The organism is Sphingomonas sp. S1-29 (genome assembly GCF_026167545.1).
Lineage (GTDB): Bacteria > Pseudomonadota > Alphaproteobacteria > Sphingomonadales > Sphingomonadaceae > Sphingomonas.
In genome coordinates this window covers 2,355,790-2,378,486 of sequence record NZ_CP110678.1, presented here as the reverse complement: position 1 = coordinate 2,378,486, position 22,697 = coordinate 2,355,790, and the positions used below count along the sequence as shown (strand labels likewise).

Annotated in this window: 22 protein-coding genes and 1 other RNA gene; 7 read left to right on the top strand and 16 right to left on the bottom strand. The window is 67.2% G+C overall.

The features are described 5' to 3' along the window. Nucleotides 1-121: 121 nt before the first annotated feature. From OKW76_RS11355 to OKW76_RS11340, 4 genes are read right to left on the bottom strand one after another with little or no spacing between them, the layout of a single operon-like run. A complete protein-coding gene (locus OKW76_RS11355; RefSeq protein WP_265549000.1) occupies nucleotides 122-1,129 on the bottom strand; it encodes a glycosyltransferase family 4 protein in 1,008 nt (335 codons plus the stop codon). Beyond that, nucleotides 1,126-2,682 carry an alpha-amylase family glycosyl hydrolase gene (locus OKW76_RS11350; protein WP_265548999.1) on the bottom strand — a complete coding sequence of 519 codons (1,557 nt, stop codon included), beginning with the start codon at nucleotides 2,680-2,682 and terminating at the stop codon, nucleotides 1,126-1,128. The genes OKW76_RS11355 and OKW76_RS11350 overlap by 4 nt, the downstream gene beginning before the upstream one ends. After that, nucleotides 2,679-3,791 (bottom strand): glycosidase, encoded by a 1,113-nt coding sequence (locus OKW76_RS11345; protein ID WP_265548998.1) that lies wholly within the window; start codon nucleotides 3,789-3,791, stop codon nucleotides 2,679-2,681. Before OKW76_RS11345 ends, OKW76_RS11350 begins: the two co-directional genes overlap by 4 nt. 56 nt (nucleotides 3,792-3,847) lie before the next feature. After that, complete coding sequence (locus OKW76_RS11340) at nucleotides 3,848-4,126, bottom strand: chorismate mutase (protein ID WP_265548997.1); 279 nt, start codon at nucleotides 4,124-4,126, stop codon at nucleotides 3,848-3,850. 98 nt (nucleotides 4,127-4,224) lie between these two features. Between OKW76_RS11340 and OKW76_RS11335 the strand changes: the two genes are divergently transcribed. Together OKW76_RS11335 and OKW76_RS11330 are read left to right on the top strand one after the other, a co-directional pair. Further along, nucleotides 4,225-5,238 carry a polyprenyl synthetase family protein gene (locus OKW76_RS11335; RefSeq protein WP_256505870.1) on the top strand — a complete coding sequence of 338 codons (1,014 nt, stop codon included), beginning with the start codon at nucleotides 4,225-4,227 and terminating at the stop codon, nucleotides 5,236-5,238. A gap of 716 nt (nucleotides 5,239-5,954) precedes the next feature. Continuing rightward, nucleotides 5,955-6,326 carry a hypothetical protein gene (locus OKW76_RS11330; protein WP_265548996.1) on the top strand — a complete coding sequence of 124 codons (372 nt, stop codon included), beginning with the start codon at nucleotides 5,955-5,957 and terminating at the stop codon, nucleotides 6,324-6,326. A 55-nt stretch (nucleotides 6,327-6,381) separates the two neighbouring features. Here the strand turns inward: OKW76_RS11330 and OKW76_RS11325 are convergent, their stop codons facing one another. Further along, a complete protein-coding gene (locus OKW76_RS11325; RefSeq protein WP_265548995.1) occupies nucleotides 6,382-6,573 on the bottom strand; it encodes a hypothetical protein in 192 nt (63 codons plus the stop codon). A gap of 93 nt (nucleotides 6,574-6,666) precedes the next feature. Between OKW76_RS11325 and hrpB the strand changes: the two genes are divergently transcribed. Continuing rightward, nucleotides 6,667-9,162, top strand: coding sequence for an ATP-dependent helicase HrpB (hrpB, locus tag OKW76_RS11320; protein ID WP_265548993.1), 2,496 nt, complete (start codon nucleotides 6,667-6,669; stop codon nucleotides 9,160-9,162). An 8-nt stretch (nucleotides 9,163-9,170) separates the two neighbouring features. Continuing rightward, nucleotides 9,171-9,452, top strand: coding sequence for an ETC complex I subunit (locus tag OKW76_RS11315; RefSeq protein ID WP_265548991.1), 282 nt, complete (start codon nucleotides 9,171-9,173; stop codon nucleotides 9,450-9,452). Here OKW76_RS11315 and OKW76_RS11310 read toward each other — a convergent pair. Continuing rightward, entirely contained in the window at nucleotides 9,431-9,985 is a 555-nt protein-coding gene (locus OKW76_RS11310) for an NUDIX hydrolase (RefSeq protein WP_265548990.1), read from the bottom strand. The two genes, OKW76_RS11315 and OKW76_RS11310, sit on opposite strands and share 22 nt — an antisense overlap. 81 nt (nucleotides 9,986-10,066) lie before the next feature. Here OKW76_RS11310 and mscL point away from each other — a divergent pair, with 81 nt between their 5' ends. Beyond that, nucleotides 10,067-10,522 (top strand): large conductance mechanosensitive channel protein MscL, encoded by a 456-nt coding sequence (gene mscL / locus OKW76_RS11305; RefSeq protein ID WP_265548989.1) that lies wholly within the window; start codon nucleotides 10,067-10,069, stop codon nucleotides 10,520-10,522. Nucleotides 10,523-10,683: 161 nt separating this feature from the next. Here mscL and OKW76_RS11300 read toward each other — a convergent pair whose 3' ends face one another. After that, nucleotides 10,684-11,112 carry an RrF2 family transcriptional regulator gene (locus OKW76_RS11300; protein WP_256505863.1) on the bottom strand — a complete coding sequence of 143 codons (429 nt, stop codon included), beginning with the start codon at nucleotides 11,110-11,112 and terminating at the stop codon, nucleotides 10,684-10,686. Nucleotides 11,113-11,199: 87 nt separating this feature from the next. On the opposite strand from OKW76_RS11300, the gene ssrA reads away from it, so the two are divergent. Beyond that, nucleotides 11,200-11,548, top strand: a transfer-messenger RNA (tmRNA) gene (gene ssrA / locus OKW76_RS11295). Nucleotides 11,549-11,922: 374 nt separating this feature from the next. On the opposite strand, the gene OKW76_RS11290 is transcribed toward ssrA, so the two are convergent. The 5 genes from OKW76_RS11290 to truB all read right to left on the bottom strand — a co-directional run bounded on the left by OKW76_RS11290 (nucleotide 11,923) and on the right by truB (nucleotide 17,321). Next, nucleotides 11,923-12,294 carry a DUF4440 domain-containing protein gene (locus OKW76_RS11290; protein ID WP_265548988.1) on the bottom strand — a complete coding sequence of 124 codons (372 nt, stop codon included), beginning with the start codon at nucleotides 12,292-12,294 and terminating at the stop codon, nucleotides 11,923-11,925. 71 nt (nucleotides 12,295-12,365) lie between these two features. Beyond that, on the bottom strand, nucleotides 12,366-13,340 hold the full coding sequence (locus tag OKW76_RS11285) for a sensor histidine kinase (protein ID WP_265548987.1): 975 nt from the start codon (nucleotides 13,338-13,340) through the stop codon (nucleotides 12,366-12,368). 183 nt (nucleotides 13,341-13,523) lie between these two features. After that, nucleotides 13,524-15,869: a polyribonucleotide nucleotidyltransferase gene (gene pnp / locus OKW76_RS11280; protein WP_265548986.1), complete on the bottom strand. Its 2,346-nt coding sequence runs from the start codon at nucleotides 15,867-15,869 to the stop codon at nucleotides 13,524-13,526. A 178-nt stretch (nucleotides 15,870-16,047) separates the two neighbouring features. Continuing rightward, nucleotides 16,048-16,317, bottom strand: coding sequence for a 30S ribosomal protein S15 (rpsO, locus tag OKW76_RS11275; protein WP_033919583.1), 270 nt, complete (start codon nucleotides 16,315-16,317; stop codon nucleotides 16,048-16,050). A 14-nt stretch (nucleotides 16,318-16,331) separates the two neighbouring features. After that, nucleotides 16,332-17,321: a tRNA pseudouridine(55) synthase TruB gene (truB, locus tag OKW76_RS11270; RefSeq protein ID WP_265548985.1), complete on the bottom strand. Its 990-nt coding sequence runs from the start codon at nucleotides 17,319-17,321 to the stop codon at nucleotides 16,332-16,334. A 98-nt stretch (nucleotides 17,322-17,419) separates the two neighbouring features. Between truB and OKW76_RS11265 the strand changes: the two genes are divergently transcribed. Then, nucleotides 17,420-17,755 carry a hypothetical protein gene (locus OKW76_RS11265; protein WP_265548984.1) on the top strand — a complete coding sequence of 112 codons (336 nt, stop codon included), beginning with the start codon at nucleotides 17,420-17,422 and terminating at the stop codon, nucleotides 17,753-17,755. A gap of 95 nt (nucleotides 17,756-17,850) precedes the next feature. Here OKW76_RS11265 and OKW76_RS11260 read toward each other — a convergent pair whose 3' ends face one another. From OKW76_RS11260 to OKW76_RS11245, 4 genes are all read right to left on the bottom strand, one after another. Continuing rightward, nucleotides 17,851-18,420: a thymidine kinase gene (locus OKW76_RS11260; RefSeq protein WP_265548983.1), complete on the bottom strand. Its 570-nt coding sequence runs from the start codon at nucleotides 18,418-18,420 to the stop codon at nucleotides 17,851-17,853. A 25-nt stretch (nucleotides 18,421-18,445) separates the two neighbouring features. After that, nucleotides 18,446-18,865 carry a 30S ribosome-binding factor RbfA gene (gene rbfA, locus OKW76_RS11255; RefSeq protein WP_265548982.1) on the bottom strand — a complete coding sequence of 140 codons (420 nt, stop codon included), beginning with the start codon at nucleotides 18,863-18,865 and terminating at the stop codon, nucleotides 18,446-18,448. A 134-nt stretch (nucleotides 18,866-18,999) separates the two neighbouring features. Beyond that, nucleotides 19,000-21,810, bottom strand: a complete 2,811-nt coding sequence (infB, locus tag OKW76_RS11250; protein WP_265548981.1) for a translation initiation factor IF-2 — start codon at nucleotides 21,808-21,810, stop codon at nucleotides 19,000-19,002. Between the two features lie 8 nt (nucleotides 21,811-21,818). Then, nucleotides 21,819-22,529 (bottom strand): DUF448 domain-containing protein, encoded by a 711-nt coding sequence (locus tag OKW76_RS11245; RefSeq protein ID WP_265552931.1) that lies wholly within the window; start codon nucleotides 22,527-22,529, stop codon nucleotides 21,819-21,821. Nucleotides 22,530-22,697: the final 168 nt, after the last annotated feature.

Here is a 22,697-nt window from a genome sequence, read left to right as displayed (position 1 = left end):
GTCCCCCCCCCCGTCATTCCCGCGAAAGCGGGAACCCAGAGTCCCGCGCGCTGGCCATGAACCAACGCCTTTGCAGGAATGACGAAGAGGCAATCGACGGGTCACGATAAACGCATCCCGCTCACCCCCCCAGAATATCCCGGTACAGCGCCTCATATTTCGCCGCCATCGCCTCGACCGAAAACCGCGCCTCGACGCTGCGCCGGCACGCCGCCCGGTCGATTTCGCCCACCCGCTCGACCGCCGCGATCGCTTCGTCGAGGCTGTCGACCAGAAACCCGTTCACCCCATGCTCGATCAGTTCGGCCATGCTGCCGCGCCGCATCGCGATCACCGGGGTGCCGCACGCCATCGCCTCGATCACCGACAGCCCGAACGGCTCGTCGAAATTGATGAGGTGCAGCAGCGCGCGCGCCTGCCCCAGCGCCGCGATCCGCTCCGCCCCACCCACCGCGCCGGGATGGCGGATGCGGTCGCTCAGCCACGGCACCACCTCGCGCTCGTAATAGCCCTGGTCCTGCACGATCCCGTACATCGCCAGCTCGCGCCCCGTCGCCTGCGCCACCGCAATCGCCTCGGCCGCGCCCTTGTCGGGGTGCATCCGCCCGAAGAACAACAGGTCGTCGCTGCCCTGCGCATCGAAGCGGAAGTCGCCCAGCGGAATCCCGTGATGGATCGTCGCTGCGTAGCGAAGCGAAGGATGCCGGTCGGCATCGCTGATCGCGACGAAATGCACGCGATCCTCGTACGGCTTGTACATCGGCAGGATCCGGTCGCTCGAAAAGCCGTGGATCGTCGTCACCATCGGCGTGGGCACCAGATTGGCAAAGGCGTGCGCGGGGAAATCGGCCTGGTTGTGGATCAGGTCGAACTCGCCCGCCCGCTCGAACACATGCGCCAGATGGGCATGTTCCCACACCTTCGCGTCGATCGCCGGGTCTTCGCTATAGGCGGCGGGCACCACCCCTGCGAGCGTCGCGGCGGTGATCGAATCCTGCGTCGCAAACAGGGTAACGTCGATCCCGCGCGCCACCAAGGCCTCGGTCAGCAGGCTCGTCACCAGCTCCCACGGCCCATAATGCCGCGGCGGGGTGCGCCACGCGATCGGCGCGATCATCGCGATCTTCATGCCAGGATCAGTCCTTCATTGGGGCCGAGCAATCGCGGATCGGCATCGCCCTCGGCACTCGATAGCACCACCGACAGCTCCGCCGCCCACTCGGGCAGTGCGAACGGGGCGTATGCGGTGCCAAGGTTCAGCACCACCAGCACGCGCGCGTCGCCCAGCCGCCGTTCATAGGCAAGCACCTCGCCGACGCTCGCCACCGCCGCCCAATCGCCCAGCGCCAGCGCCGGCGTCGCCCGCCGCAGCGCCAGCAGGTCACGATACAGCCGCCACATCGACCCCGCCTCGTCGCGCTGCACGCCCATGTTGCGCCTGGGCCAGTCGGCATGCAGCGGCAACCACGGCTCGCCGCTGGTGAAGCCACCGTTCGCGCTGTCGTCCCACGCCATCGGCGTCCGCACCGGATCGCGCCCCAGCCCCTTGCCCGGCTCGCGCAATTCGCGCGGGTCCTGCACCCGCTCGGCCGGAATCGCGACGTCGGCCATGCCGATCTCGTCGCCATAATAGATTGTCGGCGTGCCGCGCAGCGTCAGCAGCAACATCGCCGCCACCCGCGCCTGCTCGGGGCCAAAGCGAGTCGCCGCGCGCGGCCGATCATGATTGCCCAGCACCCAATTGGGCCAGCCGCCCTCGGGCAGCGCCGCCTCATACCCCTCGATCAGCGCCAGCAACGACGGCGCATGCCACGCCGCCCCGATCAGCTGGAAGTTCAGCGGCAGATGCACCCCGCCATAATAAGCCATCAGCCGCTCGACCGGCAGATAGATCTCCCCCACCAGCAACCGCTCGCCCGCCGCATCGGCGATCGCGCGCATCGCGCGGGCGATTTCGTGTACCTCGGGCTGGTCGGTCGAATGCGTCTGATGCACCCGGTCCATCTCTGCCATGCCGCCATGCCAATCGGGGTTCACCGGATTGTCGATGAAATCGGCATGCTTGATCATGTGCCAAAGCACGTCGATCCGAAACCCGTCGATCCCGCGATCGAACCAGAAACGAAGCACGTCCAACATCGCCGCACGAAGCTCGGGGTTGCGCCAGTTGAGATCGGGCTGCTGCGCCAGAAACGCATGCGCGTAATATTGCCCGGTCGCGGCGTCCCATTCCCAGGCCGGCCCGCCGAAATCGCTGATCCAGTTGTTGGGCGGCCCGCCATCGGGCGCAGCGTCGCGCCAGATATACCAGTCGCGCTTGGGATCATCGCGCGACGACCGGCTCGCGGTGAACCACGGATGCTGGTCCGACGAATGATTGGGCACGTAATCGAGCAGTATCTTCAGCCCGCGCGCATGCGCCTCGGTCACCAGCCGGTCCATCTCGGCCAGCGTCCCGAAGCGCGGATCGATGTCGCAATAATCGGCCACGTCATAGCCGAAATCGGCCATTGGCGAGGGAAACACCGGCGAAATCCACAGCGCATCCACGCCCAGCGCCACCAGATCGTCGAGCCGCGCGGTGATCCCCGCCAGGTCGCCGATGCCGTCGCCGTTCGAATCCTGAAACGATCGCGGATAGACCTGATACAGCACCGCGCTCTGCCACCAGGGCGCGCTCACCCGAACACCCCCTTGGCCACCCGCGTGATCCGGCACGCCAGATCGGCCTCGCCCGACGCAACGATCCAGTCATCGCCGCCATCGACCATGCCGGTCGAGAACACGACGGGGCTCGGCAGATACATCTGATGCGCCAGATGCGCGGTCAGCGCGGCATTAGCCTCGATCAGCGGCACCCGATCCTCGACCGCCAATATCCGCGTCGGATCGTCGCGGTCGAACAGCGCCCAGAACGTCCGATACACCCCCACCGACGCCTGCTGCTCGACCCCGTGATATAGCGTCAGCCACCCGGCATCGGTCAGCACCGGCGGCGTCCCCCCGCCAACTTTCAGCGCCGAGGTCGATCCGGCGCGCGCGCGGATTCCCGGTGCCTCGATCGGTTTCCAGTGCAGCGCATCGGGCGATTGCGCGAAGTTGATCGACGGCCCGCCCGCCCATTCGCTTGTCCCCGGATAGGCGAAATAACATTCGCCCAGCGGCCGCGTCAGCGCCATGAACCGCCCGCCGACCAGCCCCTCGAACAACAGCATGTCCTTGTTCTGGTGATCGAGCACCATCCCCTCGCACTGCCAGTCGAGTGCATTGTCGGAAGTATAGAGCGCGGTCGAATGCCGCTCGGCGGAAACGGCACACACCGTCATATACCAGCGCGCACCGATCCGGCTGATCCGCGCATCCTCGATGCCATAATCCTGCCAGCTCGCCTGCGGCGCGATCGCGCGGTCATAATGCACCGCCACCACCCGCTCGCCCTCGGAATCGAGCTCGACCGGCAACAGCCACGACAGCGAGGTCAGCCCCAGTAGCCGGTTGCGCCGCCCCTTCAATTCGAACTGGCGCGGATCGGCCATGTCGATCGCGTCCACCGCGAAGCGATCGAGCACATAGCCCTGCGCCGTCCAGCGGATCGTCCGCGCATGGCCATCGACCACCGGCTCCACCAGCGCCTCGGCGACGCGCACCATCAGCAGCAAATTGCCGCTTTCCAGCCGCGTGAAGCCGGGATTGAACGCCCCCAGCACGAAGGTGGGCTCATCGAGCGAACGCCGAAGCGGCGAGCGCGTCAGGTCGACATCGTCGGGGGTGAAGATCAGATGGTCGGTCATGGCGTCCCGGCTTGGGCGTCGGTACCGCGACTGTCCAGCTTCAACCAGCCCCAGCTTCAGCCCTGCAGCCGCTCGTGATGGCGGATCACCTCGTCGATGATGAAGCGCAGGAATTTCTCGCTGAACTCGGGATCGAGATCGGCATCCTTCGCCAGCCCGCGCAGCCGCGCGATCTGCGCTTCCTCGCGCCCCGGATCGGCGGGCGGCAGCCCGGCCTGCGCCTTGTACTCGCCCACCGCCTGCGTCACCTTGAAGCGCTCGGCGAGCAGGCACACCAGCGCCATGTCGATATTGTCGATGCTCTGGCGATACCGCGCAAGCCTGTCGTCTGCCATGGTCGGCCCCTCTTCCGGTCGCAAAACCCCTAGGCCGCCGCAGCGCATTTGCGCAAGCAGGTTGCGTTTGCCGCCCCGAACGCCCAAGTCGCCGGGTGATGACTGCAACCGTGCATCGCCTCGCCGGCCGCCCCGCCCCGTCGCTCGATCCGATGATCGGCATCACCGCGCATGACATGAACCGCGTCAACGCGGTCATCATCGATCGCATGCAATCGGATATCCCGCTGATCCCCGAGCTTGCCGGGCATCTGATCGCCGGCGGCGGCAAAAGATTGCGGCCGATGCTGACGCTCGCGAGCGCCGCGGTGCTCGATTATGCCGGCACCCGCCACCACCGCCTCGCCGCCGCGGTCGAATTCATCCATACCGCCACCCTGCTCCACGACGATGTCGTCGATGGCTCCGATCTGCGCCGCGGCCGCCGCACCGCCAACGTCATCTGGGGCAATCCGGCCAGCGTCCTGGTCGGCGATTTCCTCTTCAGCCGCTCGTTCGAGCTGATGGTCGAGGACGGCAGCCTCAAGGTGCTCAAGATCCTCTCGAACGCATCGGCGGTGATCGCCGAGGGCGAGGTCAACCAGCTCACGGCCGCGCGCCGGATCGAGATCGGCGAGGAACGCTATCTCGAGATCATCGGCGCCAAGACCGCCGCCTTGTTCGCCGCCGCCTGCCGGATCGCCGCGGTCGTCGCCGAACGCCCCGAGCGCGAGGAAATGGCGCTCGACGCCTATGGCCGCAATCTCGGCATCGCCTTCCAGCTGGTCGACGACGCGATCGACTATGTCTCGGACGCGGGCACGATGGGCAAGGACGCCGGCGACGATTTCCGCGAGGGCAAGATGACGCTTCCGGTCATCCTCGCGCACGCCCGCGGCGACACCGAAACGCGCAAATTCTGGAAGGACGCGGTCGAGGGTCGTCGCAACGGCGATGCCGAATTCGAACGCGCGATCGAACTGGTCCGCGAAACCCGCGCGGTCGACGACACCCTCGCCCGCGCCCGCCACTACGGCCAGCGCGCGGTCGACGCCCTCGGCATGTTCCCCGCCAGCTCGGCAAAGGACGCGATGGTAGAAGCCGTCGAATTCGCGGTCGCTCGAGCCTACTAACGAACCCAAAAAATCCTCCCCAGCCAGGGGGAGGTGGCAGCCCAAAGGGCTGACGGAGGGGGAGGACACGCGCGCGCCGTGGGGAGTCCTCCCCCTCCACCGCTGCGCGGTCCCCCTCCCCCTTGCGGGGGAGGATAACAGCAGAGCGCCCCCGACATCGGGCGCCTCACCGCTTCGCCAACATACCCAAAAATCCTCCCCCGCCAGGGACAGGTGGCAGCCCGAAGGGCTGACGGAGGGGGCGGGACACGCGCGCCGTGGGGAGTCCTCCCCCTCCACCGCTGCGCGGTCCCCCTCCCCCTGGCGGGGGAGGATAAGCGCAGAGCCCCCCCCGACATCGGGCGCCTCACCGCTTTGCCAACAAACCCAACACTCCTCCCCCGCCAGGGGGAGGTGGCAGCCCGAAGGGCTGACGGAGGGGGCGGACACGCGTGCGCCGTGGGGAGTCCTCCCCCACCACCGCTCCGCGGCGGTCCCCTCCCCCTGGTGGGGGAGGATAAGGGCAGCAACCCACCGCACCACACCCTCGCATCACCGCACGCCGCTCCCGCCGATCCCCCGCTACCCGCCGGTAATCGCGGCGAAACCCGGCCAACCTTCACCAACCTGAACGGCGCGTAGCCGCGCGTTCATGCAACCTGCGCTATCGTTGTTTGGTTAGGAAATTCGGCCGGCACGACCGGTCAGCCCGCAGGAGAAGATGTATGCGTACTCCCATGCTTTTTGCCGCCCTCGCCGCGATGGTGATGCCCGCCTTTGCGGTTACCGCAGCCCCCGCCGCTGCTGCCGCCGTGTCGCTCGACGACGATGATCGACGCAGCTGGCGCGGCCGCAACGATGACCGGCGCGACTATCGCCGCGATCGCAAGGAAGATCGCCGCGACTTCCGCCGCGACCGCAAGGACGATCGTCGTGACTTCCGCCAGGATCGCAAGGGCGACCGCCGAGATCTTCGCCGCGGCAACGTCAATCGCCGTCAGTTTCTCAACGAGCGCCGCGACGACCGCAGCGATTTCCGCGGCGAACGCCGGGGGGATCGGCGCGACTATCGCGTCGAGCGGCGCGAGGACCGGCGCGACCGCGACTAAGCGCGCTCGATCGCCGGCATGAAGGGGCGGGCCGCAAGGCTCGCCCCTTTTCGCGTCATTCCTCGTCTTCGACGCCCAGCACGTCCTCTTCGTCGCCGTTCAGTTGCTGGTCGACCGCTTCGGCGAGCAGGTCGAGCTGCTCGAAGGTCGCAGTCATCTCGATCGTGTCGCCGTCTTCGTCCTCGATCATCAGCAGATACCCGTCGCCGGTCGGGCTGATCGCGAAGCTTGCCAGTGCCTTTGCCATGTTCGTCTCCATTCGCAGGGGTGCCCATTCGATACGCACGACCCCATACGCACCAATTGTGCCTTGGCTCCCGCGCGGGTAGCGAGAATCGTGATGAGCACCTTGCCGATCCTCGCCATATTGCCCGAATTGCTCAAGGCATTGCGCGCCGGCAGCAACGCGGTGGTCGTCGCGCCGCCTGGCGCGGGCAAGACCACCGCGATCGCCCCCGCATTGCTCGACCAGCCCTGGTGCGACGGCGAAGTGCTGCTGCTCTCGCCGCGCCGCCTCGCCGCGCGCGCCGCTGCCGAGCGGATGGCGGCGCTGGCGGGCGAGCCGGTGGGCCGCAGCTTTGGCTATGCGACGCGGATGGACAGCAAGCGATCGGGCGCGACTCGAGTCACCGTCCTCACCGAAGGCATTTTCGTCAATCGCATCCAGGCCGATCCCGAGCTTGCCGGCGTGTCGGCGGTGCTGTTCGATGAAGTCCATGAACGCAGCCTCGACAGCGATTTCGGGCTGGCGCTCGCGCTCGATGCACAGGCGGCGCTTCGCCCCGATCTTCGCATCCTCGCGATGTCGGCGACGCTCGACGGCGCGCGCTTTGGCACCTTGCTTGGGGATTCGCCGGTGGTCGAAAGCGAAGGCCGCGGCCACCCGCTCGACATCGTCCATCTCGGTCGCCGCGCCGAGGGGCGGATCGAGGATTCGATGGCCCCAGCGATCCGCCAGGCGTTGCGGGAAGCAGAAGGAGGGTTGCTCGCCTTCCTGCCCGGCGTTGCCGAGATCGAGCGCACCGCCGATCGCCTCGGCGATCTCGGCCCCGGCTGCGTCCTCCATCGCCTCCACGGCAGCCTCGATCCCGCCGCCCAGCGCGCAGCGATCGCCGCCGATCCGCAGGTACGTCGCAAGGTGGTGCTCGCCACCTCGATCGCCGAAACCTCGCTGACGCTAGACGGCATCCGAATCGTCGTCGATTCAGGGCTCGCGCGCCGCCCGCGCTACGATCGCGCCGCCGGCATGACCCGGCTGGTGACCGAACGCGCCAGCCAGGCCTCGGCGGCGCAGCGCGCGGGCCGCGCGGGGCGGCAGGCGCCCGGCATCGCCTATCGCCTGTGGGAAGCCGCCGCCACCGCCGGGCTGCCGCGCTTCGATCCCCCCGAAATCCTCGAGGCCGATCTGTCGGCGCTGACGCTCGATTGCGCGCTGTGGGGCGTCAGCGACCCGCGCAGCTTGCGTTGGCTCGATCCGCCCCCCGCCGCCGCGATCGACGAGGCGCATGCCCGGCTCCGCGTCCTAGAAGCAATCGACCAGGATCGCCGCCCGACCGCGCACGGCAAGGCGGTCGCCGCGCTGCCGCTGCCGCCGCGCCTTGGCCATATGCTGGTGCGCGCGGGCGAAATCGGCCTTGCGCGCGTCGCCGCCGAGGTCGCGGTGCTGCTCGGCGAACGCGGTCTTGGCGGCACCGACCCCGACCTCGAACTGCGCATGCGCCGCTGGCGAACCGAACGCGGCCCCCGCGCCGAATCGGGCCGCAAACTAGCCGAACGCTGGGCACGGCTGGCAAAACCGTTCGTTTCGAGCGAAGTCGAGAAACCGGGCACAGCGCTCCGGTCGGGTTTCTCGACTGCGCTCGAAACGAACCGAATCGCGGTCGCCATCGCCCTCGCCTTCCCCGATCGAATCGCCCGCCGCCGCGACCCGACCGGCGCACGCTGGGCCTCGGTCGGCGGGCGCGGTTTCCAGCTCGACCCCGCCTCCTCGCTCAGCGGTGCCGAATGGCTCGCGGTCGCCGAGACGCAGGGCATGGCCTCGGGCGCGCGCATCCTCTCCGCCGCCGCGATCGACCTCGCCACCGTCGAGGCGCTGTTCGGCGATCGAATCGAAACCCGCCGCAGCGTCCGCTTCATGCCCGACACCGGCGGGATCGAGGCGCTGCGCGAACGCCGCTTGGGTGCGATCCGCCTGTCGAGCGGCCCCGACACCGCCGCCACCGCGCCCGAGATCGAAGCCGCCCTGCTCGAAGGCGTCCGCACCCACGGCCTCGCGCTGCTGCCTTTCAGCGACACTGCCACCGCCTTTCGCGCGCGCGCCGCCTTTGCCGGCCACTCGCTCGATGACGCCACGTTGCTGGCCGACCTCGACCAATGGCTCCCCCCGCTGCTGTCGGGCAAACGCCGCCTCGATTCGATCGACCCCGGCGCCCTCACCCAGGCGCTCCAGCACCTGCTACCCTGGGACGCGCTGCAAACCGTCGAGCGCCTCGCCCCGCCGCGCTTCGACAGCCCCGCCGGTTCTTCCCACGCGATCGACTATGCCGCCGAAGCCGGCCCGCTGGTCGAGCTTCGCCCCCAGGCGCTGTTCGGCCTAGCCGAGCACCCGACGATCGGTCGCGACCGCGTGCCGCTGGTGCTCAGCCTCACCTCGCCCGCCGGTCGCCCGATCCAGACCACGCGCGACCTGCCGGGCTTTTGGGCGGGCAGCTGGGCCGATGTCGCGCGCGAAATGCGCGGCCGCTATCCGCGCCACCCCTGGCCCGACGACCCCGCCGCCGCCGCGCCGACGCTGCGGACGAAAAATGCGGATGCACGCCGCGCCGGTTCGCGATAAGGAAGCCCATGCCCAACGCCCGTATCTATCAGCGCCCCAAGAATGCGATGTCTTCGGGCCGCGCCAACACCGACCGCTGGATGCTCGAATTCGAGCAGGCCGAGCCCAAGCGCCCCGATCCGCTCACCGGCTGGGCGGGTTCGGGCGACGTCCGCGACCAGGTGAAGCTCGGCTTCCCGACGCTCGAGGCGGCCACCGCCTATGCCACGCGCGAAGGCATTGATTTCCACGTCGTCCCCGCCCCCGCGCGCAAACTCAAGCTCCAGGCCTACGCCGACAATTTCAAATAACTCTCGCCGAGCAACACCGGCGACAGCAGCATCAGCATCTTGACGTCGATCGCGCATCCCTCGCCGCGCTTGGCCTCGACGAACGCCGGAACCTTGCCGAGCGCCACGCGGTGCACGGTGATGTCCTCGCCCGGCACCCCGCCGCCGTCGCTCACCCGAACGAGGTCGCGCGCGCGCACCAAGGTGAAGCTCTCCGAGACCATCCCCGGCGACGAGAAATACTCGCCCAGCGATTCGATCGCGCCGGCGCGATACCCCGTTTCCTCCTCGAGCTCGCGCGCCGCCGCGACGGCCATATCCTCGCCCTCGGTCTCGTCGCCGATCAGCCCCGCGGGCAGCTCGATGCACCGCCGCCCCAGCGCCACGCGATATTGCTCGACCAGCAGCACGTGGCCCGCATCGATCGCGACGATCACCGCCGCACGGATGCCGCGCGCGCGCGCAACATATTCCCACCGCCCCTTGCGCTTGGCGGTGATGAAGCGGCCCTCCCACATCGTCTCGACAGGGGCATCATGGTCGAAATGGTCCATCGGCGTTCCTTTCGCCCGCTCGCCTAGCGCGCGCCGCCGCGCTATGAAATGGCCAGGGCAAGGCGATCCGGGGGAAACGACATGCTGGGCGAATTCAAGACCTTCATCGCGCGCGGCAACGTGCTCGATCTCGCGGTCGGGGTGATCATCGGCGCTGCCTTCGGCACGATCACCAAATCGCTCACCGACGACGTCATCATGCCGATCATCGGCGCAATCTTCGGCGGGTTCGATTTCACCAGCTATTTCGTCCGGCTGGGGCCGGTGCCCGCGGGCTATGCCGGCTCGCTCAGCGACTATGCCGCGCTCAAGGCCGCCGGCGTCCCGCTGTTCGGCTATGGTGCGTTCGCGACGGTCGTGATCAACTTCGTGATCCTCGCCTTCATCGTCTTCCTGCTGGTGCGCAGCGTCAACCGGATGCTCGCGCGGATGGAAAAGGAAAAGGTCGAAGGCACCGCGCCGCCCGCCGCCGACCCCGCCGACATCGTCCTGCTGCGCGAGATCCGCGACGAACTGAAGAGCCGGGCGCCCGTTTGAAAACCCTCTCCCGCTTGCGGGAGAGGGGGCGAGACTTGGGGTCGCCCTTGCGGCCCCTAGTCGCAGCGGTGAGGGTCTTTTGGGCGGGCGGAACGGCAGAAGAAGAAGACCCTCACCCAACCCTCTCCCGCGCGCGGGAGAGGGCTCAAGAAAGAATCCCCCTACGCCGCCAACGCTTCCGCCTGCGTATCCGCCAAGCTCGTCCCGTCCAGGATCCGCGCGGTCTCGTCGCGCACCCGCGCCATCGCGATCCGGATCGCGCAGCTCGCCTCGTCGCTGCAATCGGCGCAGGGGCGATACGCGGTGCGGCTCACGCACGGCACCAGCGCCAGCGGCCCCTCGATCACCCGGATGATCTCGCCCAGCGAGATCAGATGCGGCAACCGCGCCATGCGATAGCCGCCCGCCTTGCCGCGAGTCGACACGATGAACCCCGCCTCGCGCAGATCGGCGAGGATCAGCTCGAGGAACTTGCGGGGTACATTCGCTTGCGCGGCGATACGATTCATCGGTGTCGGCGCACCCGCAATCGGCTGGCCGGCAAGGAAGATCATCGCGCGAAGGGCGTATCGGGAACGCTGCGTCAACATGATCGGTCGTCTCTTGGCATCGCTTTGTGGCGTTGGAAAGGCTTGGATGCCATTTTGTCACTGAACCGCAGCTTAGCAGCGGCGCGACATCTTCCCTTTATCGCGCGATCGCCTATATCGGTCGTGCCGGGTTCGCCCGGCTATAGCGATAAAATGTTGCGTGTCATAGACGCAGCGGACCCGGGGGCAGTACCCGGCGGCTCCACCAAAACCGGTTGCCCTTTCAGGGCGCGACCGGTCCTGACGGGGCCGAACTAGGATCGACGTGTGTTCAACGACGCAGCTTTCGCTCGGCATGGGTCCACCGCAACGGCCCATAACATAAATGCCAACGATAACGAGGCATTCGCGATTGCTGCCTAACTGATACCCTCACGGGTGGACGTTAAGTAGGCCAAAAGCGCGGTTGGACGCACCGGGCAACAGAAGCGTTACGGCGGTACGGGGAGCACCGAGCAACAGAAGCTCCCCACCCGATTTCGGCTTGGCACATGCCCGCGGCGCCGGTTCGCGCCGCGCCGCCTCGCGCGGTTCGTTTCGCGCCCCTCAACCCCGTTCGTTTCGAGCGCTGTCGAGAAACCGCCACAAGCGCGAACATCCAAGTTTCTCGACTGCGCTCGAAACGAACGGAAGGTTTGGTGCTCGGGTCGCGTCATGGGTGGCCAGTAAGTATGTGACGCCGCCCCACCCGGTGCCGGCGGCCTCGAGCGGCAGTCCTAGTTCCACCGCCCACCCCATTCGTTTCGAGCGAAGTCGAGAAACCATCCCGGGCGCCAACCCCAAGCTCCCCGACCCCGCCCAACCGAGCGCCTAAGCCGCCTCGCCCGTCGCCACCAACGGCGGCGTCTGCTGGTGCTGCACCACCCGCCACACCTCATGCTCGATCCGCCGATAGGTCGAGGTGCAGTGCGCAGTATAAGGCTCCTCGCCCTCGCGCTCGGCCTCGACGCCATAGGCGACGACGATCAGCCCTTCCTGCGGGCGCGCGATCCTCTGGTCGCTGAAAGCTACCTTGTCCCAGCGCGGCGTGTCGGCCACCGCCTCGATCGCCTGCGCACCGCTCATCACGAAGGGCGGCGTCGGCAGCACCATCAGGCATTCACCGTCGATCGCCTCGCGATAATGCTCGGCATCGCCGGTCCACAGGCTTTCCTCGAAACGCCAGACCCGATCGTCTTCCATATTAGCACTCCTGTTGGTTCAGCCGCTCAGCGGTCGAACCCAGGCGATCGTTCCCCCGATAGGCAGCGGTCTTAAGCCGGTATCAGCAACCGCGCCGTAGCGCCGGTGCCGCGCACCAGCTCGAAGCTGCCGTCGAGCTGCCCCGCCAGCGTCCGTGCGATCCGCAGCCCCAGGCTGTCGCTGGCATCGATGTCGAACCCCTCGGGCAGGCCATGGCCATCGTCGCGAATCTCGATCCGCACCTGCGACCCGCCGTCGCGCGACAGCTCGACATCGATCACGCCATGGTCGCGGCCGGCAAAGCCGTGCTCGATCGCGTTCGCCATCGCCTCGGCGACGATGAGCGCCAGCGGGATCGCGGCATCGGCCGACAGCAACGCGTCGTCATCGACGATCACGTTGCAGCTGATGCCCGGCCTTCCGCTCGCCTCGATCACGTCGTTGCACAGCGGCTCTAGAAAATCGCGCATCCGCCGTGCGCTGCCGCCGGCGTCGTATAATTGCCGGCTGATCCGCCCGATCAGCCCCAGCCGCCGCGCCGCCTCGTCGAGCGCCGCGCGTGCATCCTCGTCGCGCACCTGGCGCTTCTGCAGCGAGATCAGCCCCGCCGCCACCTGCAAATTGTTCGACACGCGATGCTGGAGCTCGTGGAACAGCAATTGCCGCGTCCCGGCGAGCGTGCGGCTCAGCTCGCGCTCATGCGCCAGCTTGCGGTTGGCGCGCTGCATCCAATGGATGATCGCGACATCGGTGGTGACCACCGCGGTATAGAACGCCATCGCGACGATCCCGCTCCAGCCCAGATCGAAGCTGTAGCGGTCGCCGATAAAGCAATACCAGGCGAGCAGCCCGCACACGACGCTCGCCAGCACCCCCATTCGCGACCCGAACAGCGCCGAGGCGAGGATCACCGCGGGGAAGAAGGTGACGAAGGGAAAGCCCGGCGGCAGTACCGGATCGGCGATCAGCCGCAGCACGAAAGCGACCGCGATCAGCAGAGTCGTCGATGCTACCGCCAGCAACGGCCGGTCGGGCAAGAGCGGCAACCGCTCGATCAGGTGCGTTTTCGCACCCTCTTTGTTCACTATTGCACGCAACGCTGCCGTAACAACATCAAACCGCCGCCATGTCTTTGATCTCGAGCAAGTTTGCCCATCGGCAGGCGGCAGCGGCAAGAAAAAAGGGAGCCGCAAGCGGCTCCCTTTCCTCGTCGTCGCCGATCGCGCGGATCAGTTTTCGGTGATGAACGAAGGCAGGCCGATATCGCCGCCATCGTCCTTCGATCCTTCAGCGCGCGGGCCGCGGCCTTCGCCGCCGCCTGCACCGCGATCGCGCCGCGGACCACGGCTCTCGTCGCGACCGCCACGCTCACCGCCGCCGCCGCCACGACCGCCACGGCCGCCGTCACCGTCGCGCCGCGGGCCGCGCGGACCACGATCGCCACCTTCACGCGGCTCGCGCGCCGGGCGGGTGTCTTCCAGCTCGGCGCCGGTTTCCTGATCGACGACTCGCATCGACAGGCGAACCTTGCCGCGCGGATCGACTTCGAGGACCTTGACCTTCACTGCCTGGCCTTCGCTCAGCACGTCGGCCACCTTCTCGACCCGCTCGTTGCGGATTTCCGAGACGTGAACCAGGCCGTCCTTGCCGCCCATGAAGTTCACGAACGCCCCGAAATCGACGAGGTTGACGACCTTGCCGTCATAGACCTTGCCGACTTCGGCTTCCTCGGTGATCCCGCGGATCCACGCCATCGCGGCCTCGATCTGCGACACGTCGGACGACGACACCTTGATCAGGCCCTCGTCGTCGATGTCGACCTTGGCGCCGGTGGTGGCGACGATCTCGCGGATCACCTTGCCGCCGGTGCCGATCACTTCACGGATCTTGGCCTTGTCGATCTGCATCGTCTCGATCCGCGGCGCGTGCGCCGACAGCTCGGTACGAGTCGAATCGAGCGCCTTGGCCATTTCGCCCAGGATGTGCGCGCGGCCTTCCTTGGCCTGTGCCAGCGCCTTGCGCATGATCTCTTCGGTGATGCCGGCGATCTTGATGTCCATCTGCATCGTGGTGATGCCCTCGGACGTGCCCGCGACCTTGAAGTCCATGTCGCCCAGATGATCCTCGTCACCCAGGATGTCGCTGATGACCGCGAAATCCTTGCCTTCCAGGATCAGGCCCATCGCGATGCCCGAAACCGGGCGCTTCAGCGGCACGCCGGCATCCATCATCGACAGCGAACCGCCGCACACCGTCGCCATCGACGACGAACCGTTCGACTCGGTGATGTCCGATAACACGCGGATCGTGTACGGGAACTCGTCCTTGCTCGGCAGCACCGGGTGCAGCGCGCGCCAGGCCAGCTTGCCATGGCCGACTTCGCGGCGGCCCGGCGCACCGAAGCGACCGACTTCACCGACCGAATAGGGCGGGAAGTTATAGTGCAGCATGAAGTTCGAATAGCTCAGGCCATCCAGGCCGTCGATCATCTGCTCGGCGTCCTTGGTGCCCAGCGTCGTGGTGCAGATCGCCTGCGTCTCGCCGCGAGTGAACAGCGCCGAACCGTGCGCGCGCGGCAGGAAATGCACCATCGCCTCGATCGGACGGATCTGCGTCGTGGTGCGACCGTCGATCCGCGTGCCGTCCTTCAGGATGGCGGTGCGGACGATGTCGGCTTCCAGCTTCTTCATCAGCTTGCCCGCGGCCATCTGGTCCTGCGGCGCTGCATCGGCGAACGCCGCCTTGCCCTTGGCACGCGCTTCGTTGAGCAGGTTCGAACGCTTGGACTTGTCGGTCACCTTATAGGCGGCGGCGATGTCCTTGCCGATCAGCTTCTTCAGCTTGTCCTTGGCCTTTGAAAGATCGGCCTGCTCGGCCATTTCCCAAGGATCCTTGGCAGCCTGCTCGGCCAGATCGATCACCGCGTTCACCGCCTGGCGGCACGCCTTGTGCGCGAACTGCACCGCGCCCAGCATGATCTCCTCCGACAGCTCCTTGGCTTCGGATTCGACCATCATCACCGCGTTGCCGGTGGCGGCGACGACCAGGTCGAGCTCGCCGTCACGCGCCTGCGCGGTGGTGGGGTTCAGCACATATTCGCCATCGACATAGCCGACGCGCGCCGCGCCGATCGGCCCCATGAAGGGAACGCCCGAAATCGTCAGCGCCGCCGACGCCGCGACCATCGCCAGGATGTCGGGCTCGTTCTCGCCGTCATACGACAGCACTTGGCAGATCACGTTGATCTCGTTGTAAAACCCCTCGGGGAACAACGGGCGGATCGGACGGTCGATCAGGCGGCTGGTCAGCGTTTCCTTTTCGGTCGCGCCGCGCTCACGCTTGAAAAAGCCGCCGGGGATACGGCCGGCAGCCGAGAATTTTTCCTGGTAATGGACGGTCAGCGGAAAGAAATCCTGGCCTTCCTTTACCGATTTGGCGGCGGTGACGGCGCACAGCACCACGGTCTCGCCCAGCGTCGCCATCACGGCGCCATCGGCCTGCCGCGCAACGCGGCCGGTTTCGAGCGTCAGGGTCTGTCCGCCCCACTCGATTTCCACTTTCTTCATGTCGAACATTGATTTTCCTTCATCCGGCAGCCCGATGCCGCCGGGGCCTGTATGCGGGCCGATGGTGGCCCGACTTGTCTCCACCGCCGCCCGTGAAACGGGGCTTTAGAGCGATGGAACCCAGGGCCAAAACCGAATTGCTCCGGCCCCGATAGCAAAACGGCCCCCGCTAGGGAGGCCGTTGAGATTATTTGCGAAGACCCAGCTTGCCGATCAGCGACTGATACCGCTCGACATCCTTCTTCTTGAGATAGTCGAGCAAGGTGCGGCGCTTGTTGACCATCATCAGCAGCCCGCGGCGCGAATGATTGTCCTTGGCGTGCGTCTTGAAATGGTCGGTCAGCGTGACGATCCGGTCGGTCAAGATTGCGACCTGGACCTCGGGGCTGCCGGTGTCGCCGCTGGCGCGGCCATGTTCCTTGATGAGCGCATCCTTGCGCTCGGGCGTGATCGACATCGTCATCCTTTCGATTAGAGGTTGAAGCCGCGAACGACACGAGCCTCTCGGCCCGAAACCTCCACCAGCGCTACCGGCACATCGTCCAGCATCGCAAAATATTGGCCATCGTCTACGACAATCCCGACCATCACCCGCCCCTGTCGGAGCGCACCTGCCTGATCGGGGGAGAGGGGTAGAGCCGGGATGTCGTCCAGCCCCGCCCTCAATGGCAGGATGATGTCTTCAAGCGCGCGTCCATTGGCCATTTCGTCCAATTTGTCCAGCGAAATCGCCGTATCGAGCCCGAACGGCCCCGCCCGCGTCCGCCGCAGCATCGTCACATGCCCGACGGTGCCCAGCGCCCGCGCGATGTCGCGCGCCAGGCTGCGGATATAGGTTCCCTTCGAAACATGCGCGGCAAGCGTAACCTCAGAAATCTCCTCCCCCGCCAGGGGGAGGTGGCTGCCGAAGGCAGACGGAGGGGGCGGAAACGCACAGGTCAGAGTATCCTCCCCCTCCGTCACGCCTTCGGCGCGCCACCTCCCCCTGGCGGGGGAGGAACAAAGACTGTGCACCGTCACCGATCGCGTCGCCAGCACCAGCTCCTCGCCCGCCCGCGCCAGGTCGTAAGCGCGCTCACCCCCCACCTTCAGCGCCGAATAGGCCGGCGGCACCTGCTCGATCGGCCCGGTGAAGCGCGCCAGCACCGCCTCGAGCGCCGCCATCGTCGGCCGCACGTCGCTCGAGGCGATCTCCTTGCCCTCGAGGTCGAGCGTATCCGTCTGCACCCCGAAGCGAATCGTGAATACATACTCCTTGCTTGCGTCGAGCATCCGCCCGGCCAGCTTCGTCGCCTCGCCCACCGCGATCGGCAGCACGCCGGTCGCCAGCGGGTCGAGCGTGCCGCCATGCCCGACCTTGGCCTTGGCATAGCCCCCGGCGCGAAGCGCGCGCTTGACCGCGCTCACCCCCTGCGTCGATCCGAGCCCCAAAGGTTTGTCGAGAATGATCCAGCCATGCATCGCCGCGGCTTAGCCGCTGCCGGGCTCAAACCCCAGCCCGTTCAGCCTTCCGAAAGCCGCGCCGCGCGAGCATCGCGCCGACATGCAGCGAGGGCGATATGGCGTGGGTAGCGACATGGCTGGCATTGGCGGCGGGTAGCCAGATCTGGGACGGCGGTCGCACCGCCTTCGACCTGCCGAGTCCCCCGATCGCGATCCGCCCCGCCGACGGCACCCGCGATATCACCGAATCGATCCGCGACGGCCGCCGGTCGGGACAGCTAGACCGCCGCGAAGCGCGATCGCTCCGGCGCGACGTGCGGATCATCGGCGCACTCGGGGATCGCTTCGATCAGGACGGCCTGTCGCGCTCCGAAGCGCAGGAGCTGGCGGTCCGCACCGAAGCGCTCCGCGGCTTGGCAGGCGCCAAACGGCTGGGCGGCGGCAAGCGCTAACCCACCGTTCGTTTCGAGCGAAGTCGAGAAACCGACAAGTAGCGCCAAGACCGGTTTCTCGACTTCGCTCGAAACGAACGGGAATAGTCGGCAGCCTATCCTGCCATCGCCTCGCAAAAATGCCGGCGGCACAGCGCGACATAGCGATCATTCCCGCCGATTTCGGTCTGCCGCCCCTCGCGCACCGCCTTGCCCTCACCATCGATCCGCAGGTTCATCGTCGCCTTGCGCCCGCACGCGCACACCGACTTCAGCTCGATCAACGCATCGGCGATCGCCAGCAACCGCGCCGATCCGGGAAACAGCTCGCCCTGAAAGTCGGTCCGCAATCCATAGGCAAGCACCGGCACCCCGGCATCGTCGGCGAGCCGCGCCAGTTGATCGACCTGCGCGGGCGTCAGGAACTGCGCCTCGTCGACCAGCACGCAATCGACCGCCCCGCGCGCGCCGACACAGCCGAACAAATCGGTCGCCGCATCAAACGGCGTCGCCACCGCTGACAGCCCGATCCGCGACGCGATCCGCCCCTCGCCCACCCGGTCATCAATCGCCGCGGTAAACAACATCGTCGAAAGCCCGCGCTCGCGATAATTGAAATCGGCCTGCAACAGCGTGGTCGATTTACCCGCATTCATGCTGGCATAATAGAAATAGAGCTTGGCCATTCAGGCTATCAGCAGATCGCGGCGATCAGCTCGCCGGACCCGGATCGCCGTCCTCGCCGGCGTCGCCCAGGTCGCGCGCGACATTGGGCGCGCGCAGCAACGTGTCGATCCGGCTGCCCTCGTCGAAGCTCTCATCCGAGATGAACTTGATCTTGGCCGCGTATTTCAGCCGGGTGCGATTGGCCACTTCGCGCTGGAAGAACGCGGTATTGGTCCGCAGCGCCTTGAGCACCGCTTCCTCGTCCTTGCCCAGCAGCGGCTTCACGAACACCGTCGCATGCCGCATGTCGGGCGACATCCGCACTTCAGTGACCGACACCATATGTTTGGCGAGCGTCTCGTCATGCACGTCGCCGCGCATCAAGATGTCCGACAGGATATGCCGCACCTGCTCGCCGACGCGAAGCAGCCGGACGCTGCGGGTTTCACTGGTTTCGTTGGACAAGTGCTTCTCCCTCTCCCCTCAGGGGAGAGGGCCGGGGAGAGGGGCAGTGCATATTGCCACTGCCCGTTACTGCCCCTCTCCCGCCTTCGCTTCACTCGGCTGCCCTCTCCCCGGCGGGGAGAGGGCCATGCATATTACAGCGTGCGTTCGCGCATCTCGACTTCGAAGGTCTCGAGATAATCGCCCGCCTTGATGTCGACGAAGTTCTGCGTGAACGTGACACCGCACTCCAGCCCGGCACGCACTTCAGCCACATCGTCCTTGAACCGCCGCAGCGATGCGATCTCGCCCTGATAGATGATGACGTCGTCGCGGGTGATGCGGGCCTTGAGCGCCTTGCGGATAACGCCTTCGGTGACGAGCAGACCCGCCGCCTTGCCGTGCTTGCCCGCCGAAAAGACGTCGCGGATTTCCGCACGGCCGACCACCGTTTCGAACGCCTCGGGGCCAAGCTCGCCCGCCATGCCGGCGCGGATCTCGTCGGTCAGGTCGTAGATGACGTCGTAATATTTGAACGCCACCTTGCTCCGCTCGGCGATCTCGCGCGCCTTGGCGTTGGGTCGCACGTTGAAGCCGATGATCGGCGCCCCCGATGCTGCCGCCAGCGTCACGTCGCTCTCGGTGATGCCGCCAACCCCCGAATGCAGCACCCGCGCACGGATGTCTGCGGTCGAGATCTTGTTGATCGACGCCACGATCGCCTCGACCGACCCTTGCGTGTCGGCCTTGACCACCAGCGGATATTCGATCGCCTGCTTTTCCTTGAGCGCCGAGAACATCGTCTCGAGGCTGGCCGGTGCCGTCGTCGTGCGTTTGTTCTGGATGACGCTGGCGCGATACGCGGCGACTTCGCGCGCCCGTGCCTCGGTCTCGACCACCTGCAGCGGATCGCCCGCCATCGGCACGCCCGAAAGCCCCAGCACCTCCACCGGCACCGACGGGCCGGCTTCCTTCACTTGGCGCCCCTTGTCGTCGATCAGCGCGCGCACCTTGCCGCTTTCGGCACCGCACACGAAGATGTCGCCGACGCGAAGCGTACCGCGGCTGACCAGCACCGTCGCGACCGGGCCGCGGCCCTTGTCGAGCTTGGCCTCGATCACCGTGCCTTCGGCGGCACGATCGGGGTTGGCGCGCAGTTCGAGCAATTCGGCCTGCAGCTGAATCTTCTCGATCAAATCGTCGAGCCCGAGCTTCTTGAGCGCCGACACTTCGACGTCCTGCGTCTCGCCGCCCATTTCCTCGACCTGGATGTCGTGCTCGAGCAGCCGCTCGCGCACCTTCTGCGCATTGGCGTCATGCTTGTCGATCTTGTTGATCGCCACGATCATCGGCACGCCGGCGGCCTTGGTGTGGCTGATCGCCTCGATCGTCTGCGGCATCAGCCCGTCGTCGGCGGCGACCACCAGAATCACGATGTCGGTCACATTGGCGCCGCGCTGGCGCATTTCGGTGAACGCTTCATGGCCCGGCGTGTCGAGGAAGGTGATCTTCGACTTGTCCTTCTGCGTCACCTGATACGCGCCGATATGCTGGGTGATGCCACCGGCTTCCCCGGCAACGACATCGGTGCCGCGCAGCGCGTCGAGCAAGGACGTCTTGCCGTGATCGACATGGCCCATGATCGTCACCACCGGCGGACGCGGCAGCAGCGATTCGACCGCATCGTCGGTCGTGTCGAGCTGGATGTCGATGTCGCTATCGGACACGCGGACGATGTTGTGGCCGAATTCGGTCACCATCAGCTCGGCGGTGTCCTGGTCGATCGTCTGGGTCACCGTTACCGGCATGCCCATCTTGAACAGCGACTTCACCAGATCGGCGCCCTTTTCGGCCATCCGGTTGGCGAGTTCCTGCACCGTGATCGTCTCGGGTACTTTGACATCGCGGACCTGCTTGATCTGCGGCTCGCGCGGGCCGCCCGATCCGCGGCGCTCCTTCTCGCGGGCTCGCTTGAGCGCGGCGAGCGAGCGTGCACGCGCGCCGCCGTCGTCGGACAGCGCACGGTTGACGGTGAGCTTGCCCGACTGGCGACGATCGTCCCCTTGGCGACCGCGCGCAGGACGCGCGGCGGGCTGGTCGGGACGCTTGGCACCCGGGGCACTCGGCGCGCCACCGGCGCGCTGCGCACCGGCATCGCCCGTGACCGTCGTGGCTTCGGGTTCGGCGGCAACCGGCTCGGGCTTGGGCTGCGGACGCGGGATTTCGGGACGCGGCACCGGGGTAAAGCGACGCGGCGCAGGACGGCTCGGGTCGAGCCCGAAACCGATCGGCGCGGGTGCAGGCGCCGGAACAGGTGCGGGCGTCGGCGCTGCCACCGGCGCTGGCGCGGCGGCGACGGGCGCCTCGGCCTTTGCCGGTTCGGCCTTCGCGGGCTCGGCCTTTGCAGGTTCGGCAGCCGCTACCGGCGCTGGTGCGGCAACCGGCTCGGGCTTTGGCGCAACGACAGGTGCTGCGGCGACCGGTGCTGGCGGCGGTGCCACCGGCTCGGGCGCGGCTGGCGCAGCGGCGGGCTTTGCCGCTTCGCGCTGCTTTTCCTCGGCGCGCTGGCGCTCGGCTTCGGCAGCTTCGCGCGCGATCCGCTCGTCGCGGCGACGTGCGTCCTCCTGCGCAGCCATGCGGGCTTCGTCGGCTTCGCGCAGCAGCTTGGCCTGCATCTCCTGGCGCGACAGCAAGGTGCTGGGCGGCGCCTGGCGCTGCGGCGCGGCGGGCGCAGGCGCCGGACGCACAGGCTCGGCGACAGGCGTCGGCGTTGCCGCGACTTCTGCCTGCTGGGGCTGTTCCTCGCCCGGACGGCCGATGACGCGGCGGCGCTTCACCTCGACTACCACGGTATTCGAGCGGCCATGGCTGAAGCTCTGCTTCACCTGACCGGTCTCGACCGTGCGCTTGAGGCCCAGCGGCGCGCGCGCGCCCAATTTCGGCTTTTCGTTGTCCGTGTCGCTCATCCGGTTACTCAAGGTCCTTCATTCGTGCCGGCGGGTCCGCGCGCATCGGCTGCCGAGGCAGCCGATGCGCCCTGCGAGCCGGTTTCGCAAGGCAAGGGGGCGGGGTCTGGTCCGATAAAATGCAGCCAGCGTGTTAGCGCTTCGCTAACCCGCTTGGCCGCCTTGGGATCGGTCACCGCGGCATGTACCACATTTTCGCGGCCAAGCGCCAACGACAATATGGTGCGGTCGATCGGCAATGTCATCCCCTTGAGATCGCTGCCTTCACGGTCACTGCCCACGCGCCAGGCCTGGGCCAGCTTGCGGCTGCCATCCTCGCTCGCATCGGCGGCGTGCAATAGTACCCGCAGCTTGCCCGATCGGGCGGCTTCGCCGATCCGGTCGCCGCCGACGATCAGGAAACCCGCCTTGGATTCGAGCCCCAGCCGGTCGAGCGCGTTGCGCCGCAACTGATCCTCGATCCGCTGCGGCAGATCGGGGGCGATCGTGAAATCGCCGGTCTTGAACGCACGCGCCAGCCCGCCGCGCAGCTTGCCCTTGGCAAGCGCGGCTTCGAGTTCGACGCGAGTCACCCCGATCCAGCCGCCACGGCCTGGGGCCTTGGCGCGCACATCGGGGTGCACCTGGTTATCCGGCCCGAGCACCAACCGCACGAGCCCCTCGCGCGGCGCCTCCTCGCGCGAAAGCACGCAGGTGCGGGGATTCTTTTCCCCCTCCAGCTTGCGAGTTTCGGGTGAACGATGCCCCGCATCGTTCGGGTCAGGCTGGGAGCCTGACCGACCCGAAGCTGGGTTAGGGGAGGGCGTGTCCGCAAGGGACGCGTCCTTAGCGACAGCCCCTCCCCCGACCCGTCCCGCAGGCGGGAGGGGAGAAGAAGCAGTCAGACT

Excerpts from the sequence above, each read along its gene's own strand:
- truB (WP_265548985.1), bottom strand. The coding sequence starts at position 17,321 with ATGCATGGCTGGATCATTCTCGACAAACCTTTGGGGCTCGGATCGACG.
- OKW76_RS11300 (WP_256505863.1), bottom strand. The coding sequence starts at position 11,112 with ATGTTGACGCAGCGTTCCCGATACGCCCTTCGCGCGATGATCTTCCTT.
- OKW76_RS11265 (WP_265548984.1), top strand. The coding sequence starts at position 17,420 with ATGGCGTGGGTAGCGACATGGCTGGCATTGGCGGCGGGTAGCCAGATC.
- OKW76_RS11340 (WP_265548997.1), bottom strand. The coding sequence starts at position 4,126 with ATGGCAGACGACAGGCTTGCGCGGTATCGCCAGAGCATCGACAATATC.
- OKW76_RS11290 (WP_265548988.1), bottom strand. The coding sequence starts at position 12,294 with ATGGAAGACGATCGGGTCTGGCGTTTCGAGGAAAGCCTGTGGACCGGC.
- OKW76_RS11315 (WP_265548991.1), top strand. The coding sequence starts at position 9,171 with ATGCCCAACGCCCGTATCTATCAGCGCCCCAAGAATGCGATGTCTTCG.
- OKW76_RS11260 (WP_265548983.1), bottom strand. The coding sequence starts at position 18,420 with ATGGCCAAGCTCTATTTCTATTATGCCAGCATGAATGCGGGTAAATCG.
- OKW76_RS11335 (WP_256505870.1), top strand. The coding sequence starts at position 4,225 with ATGACTGCAACCGTGCATCGCCTCGCCGGCCGCCCCGCCCCGTCGCTC.
- OKW76_RS11345 (WP_265548998.1), bottom strand. The coding sequence starts at position 3,791 with ATGACCGACCATCTGATCTTCACCCCCGACGATGTCGACCTGACGCGC.
- OKW76_RS11310 (WP_265548990.1), bottom strand. The coding sequence starts at position 9,985 with ATGGACCATTTCGACCATGATGCCCCTGTCGAGACGATGTGGGAGGGC.
- rpsO (WP_033919583.1), bottom strand. The coding sequence starts at position 16,317 with ATGTCGATCACGCCCGAGCGCAAGGATGCGCTCATCAAGGAACATGGC.
- OKW76_RS11330 (WP_265548996.1), top strand. The coding sequence starts at position 5,955 with ATGCTTTTTGCCGCCCTCGCCGCGATGGTGATGCCCGCCTTTGCGGTT.
- OKW76_RS11355 (WP_265549000.1), bottom strand. The coding sequence starts at position 1,129 with ATGAAGATCGCGATGATCGCGCCGATCGCGTGGCGCACCCCGCCGCGG.
- hrpB (WP_265548993.1), top strand. The coding sequence starts at position 6,667 with ATGAGCACCTTGCCGATCCTCGCCATATTGCCCGAATTGCTCAAGGCA.
- pnp (WP_265548986.1), bottom strand. The coding sequence starts at position 15,869 with ATGTTCGACATGAAGAAAGTGGAAATCGAGTGGGGCGGACAGACCCTG.
- infB (WP_265548981.1), bottom strand. The coding sequence starts at position 21,810 with ATGAGCGACACGGACAACGAAAAGCCGAAATTGGGCGCGCGCGCGCCG.
- mscL (WP_265548989.1), top strand. The coding sequence starts at position 10,067 with ATGCTGGGCGAATTCAAGACCTTCATCGCGCGCGGCAACGTGCTCGAT.
- OKW76_RS11325 (WP_265548995.1), bottom strand. The coding sequence starts at position 6,573 with ATGGCAAAGGCACTGGCAAGCTTCGCGATCAGCCCGACCGGCGACGGG.